Origin of the sequence: Candidatus Protofrankia californiensis (genome assembly GCF_900634765.1) — a bacterium.
GTDB lineage: Bacteria > Actinomycetota > Actinomycetes > Frankiales > Frankiaceae > Protofrankia > Protofrankia californiensis.
Window position 1 is genome coordinate 1 of the sequence record NZ_CAAAFT010000344.1, and the last position, 2,841, is coordinate 2,841.

The window sequence follows — 2,841 nt, forward strand, 5'->3', positions numbered from 1 at the left end:
GGGTGGGGCACGCCGGCCGAGCGGGCCTCGTCGTGTCCCGCTTCCGGCAACCGGAGATGCGGCGTCGCACCGGCCTGGGCGGCGTCGACCAGCCACCGGGTGGGGTCGAAGGGTTCGCCGACGAACTCCAGGGAGTCGATGTCCTCCACCTGGTCCGCCGTCACCTGCTCCGCTGTCATCGCTTGATCTCCGTCGGTCTGGTGGAACCGGTCCGTTCGCGGCGGACGGGGGTGGGGGTCGCGGGCGGTCGCACGGTCACGCCCCCTCCCGCGGCAGCCACCACTGGACGGCCGCGGCGAACTTCGCGGCCATGTCGGGGGTCCCGATCATCGACACGTCGGTGAGGCGCTGCAGGACGCGCCCGCCCGGGTCGCTGGCGGTCACCGTGACCGTGATGGAGGACGCGGCGCGCCTGACCTCGTCCAGGACGACGACGAACGGGTCCCCGTCCGGCAGTGGGGCGAAGTACTCCCAGCGCCCGACGGCCAGTGGCAGGCAGGCCAGGCCCGTCAGCCATCTGCCCAGCACCGACGGCCCGTGCAGGAGTATGTCGGCGAGCACCGGGCTGTGCAGCGCACCGGCGAACGCGCCGCCCGCCACGATCTGGTCGGCCAACCGGCACTCCAGGACGACCCGGTCGTCCCGGCGCTGCAGGATGCGACGGATGCCCTGCAGGGCCGGGCCGTGGAACAGGGTGCCCCCGGTGTAGATCTCCAGGCCGTCCTCGGGGCCGCTGCCTACCGCCTCGCCCGGCCGACCCGGCCCGGTCGGCGCGGCGGGCGGGGCCTCGGCCAGCACGAACGTGCCGACGTAGTGCGAGATGGGCAGGCCGCTGCCGCCGGCGGCGCGGACGCCTGCCCGCACCGTGAGCCGGCCGTCCCGGGATTCGGCCAGGGGAACCTCGACCTGGTACTCACGGCCCTGTGCGCCGTCGAACACGATGCCCTTGTGCACTTCGAACCCGCGGGACTCGATCACCTGCAGCCCTGGGTGGGCGCGTTCCAGCACGTTCACCAGCCAGCCGAGCCCGAACGTGGCAGGCAGGACCGGGAAGGCGTCGATGCGGTGCGCCTGCAGTACCTCGGTGTCCTCGATGCCGGTCAGGTTGCGGCGAGCCACGAAGGCCCGGGCCGGCCGCGGGCCGGTACCGTCGGTGAGCGCCTTGCTCTGGCCGACCAGCACGCACACGTCGTCGGCGTGGTCGGGGCTGAACTGCTCCACGAACCTCCGCGCGCCCGTTGCCGGCGCCAGCAGTTCGACGCCGCGTGCACGGAACACCTCACGCAGGTCGGCGGCGACCATCCCGCCGTCCCAGGCGCCCCAGTCGATGGCCGTGATGTGACGGTCGGGGTGTTCGTGCTTCAGGCTGGCCGCGACCCGGCACAGCGCCTCGTTCGCGGCGGCGTAGTCGGCCTGGCCGGCGTTGCCGAACAGCCCCGCCACCGAGGTGAACAGGACGATGTGGCGGACGGGCGCGCCGTCGAGCGCGTCCAGGACGTTGCGCAGGCCGACGAGTTTCGGCGTGAAGACCCGGCGGACGTCGTCGGGCGTCTTGGTACGCACAAGCCCGTCCGCGAGGGTTCCCGCGCCGTGGACCACACCTGTGATCCGGTCGCGGTGCGCTGACAGCGCATCCCGCACGGCGGCGGCGTCACCCACGTCCACCTGGATGTAGCTGGCTGCCGCGGAGGATTCGGTCCCGGCCAGGGCGTCGAGCGTCGAACGGATCTCGCGCTGGGCCTGGATGTCGCGCAGGACCGCGTCGACCTGCCGCGGTGTCGGCGGCTTACCACCGCCGGCCCCCAGGGCGGCGATCGCCGCGCGCTTGAGGTCGCCCTCGGCCACGCCCGCGGCCCAGTCGGGCTCCGCCGTGAGCGCCGTACGCCCCAGCAGCAGGAACTCCACCTGGCTGTGCTCGCCGAGCGCTCGCACACAGGACGCCGTGACCCCACGTGCCCCGCCTGTCACCACGAACACGTCACCCGCGCCGACCGTGGACGCCGGCGGGACCGGTCCGGTCGTAACGCCGGCCACGGCGGTGGCGGTGGACGCCAGCGGTGACCCGTACGGCCCGGGGGCCACGGTCCACCTGCCGCGGGCGGCGTCGACCCCCACCTCGAGGGTGTCGACTGCCGCGTCCCTCACCTCGTCCAGCAGGACGGCGAGCGCGTCGTCGTCGCCGAGCGCCGGATCGATGTCGAGCGCGCGGCAGAAGATCGACGGTTCCTCGTGGGCAAGCGTCTTGACCACTCCGCCGACTCCGCCGAGGAGCGCTTCAGCGGCCTGGCGCCCTCCGCGGTGGCCGAGACCACCGTCGAGTCGGGTGACGGTCACGAAGGCGGCGCGGTCACCGGAACGGGCGGCCGCGGCCAGCGGCACGCTGGCATGCTTGGCCACCAGGACGGCGTCGGCGAGCTGACGGACACTGTGATCCCACGTCTCGCTTCCGCCGAGAATGGTGAGGCAGAGGTCGATCCTGCCGGCCGTGCTCAGCGCCTCGGAGAGCCGGCGCTCGACGGCCTCGCCGTCCCATGCGGCCAGCTCGGACGACCAGTCCCCACCGGAAGCCGGCAGGCTCACCCGCACCACCGTCCAGCCGGCCCCCTCAAGACCTGCCGTGAACGCTTCGCCCTCCTGGTTCCCGGGGTCGACGACGACGGCGACCGGATTGGCCGCGTAGGGCTGTTCGATCCTGTCGATCGCGGGCAGTCCGACGAGCTCGACGGGGTGCCGCGCCGCCTGCTCGGCGGGCGGGGTCCCGGTTGCCGTCACCGGAGTGGCAGGTGCCTCCGTCGTGGCAGGTGCGGCAGCACTCACCAGAAAATCGATGATGTGCTCCAA

1 protein-coding gene is annotated in these 2,841 nt (G+C 73.3%); it reads right to left on the reverse strand.

Annotated elements, in window-relative coordinates; genetic code table 11:
• Positions 1–255 precede the first annotated feature (255 nt).
• Positions 256–2,841, reverse strand: a 2,586-nt coding sequence (locus DD1DGNOD_RS17825) for an SDR family NAD(P)-dependent oxidoreductase (protein WP_131770658.1), incomplete at its 5' end; no start/stop codon positions are given.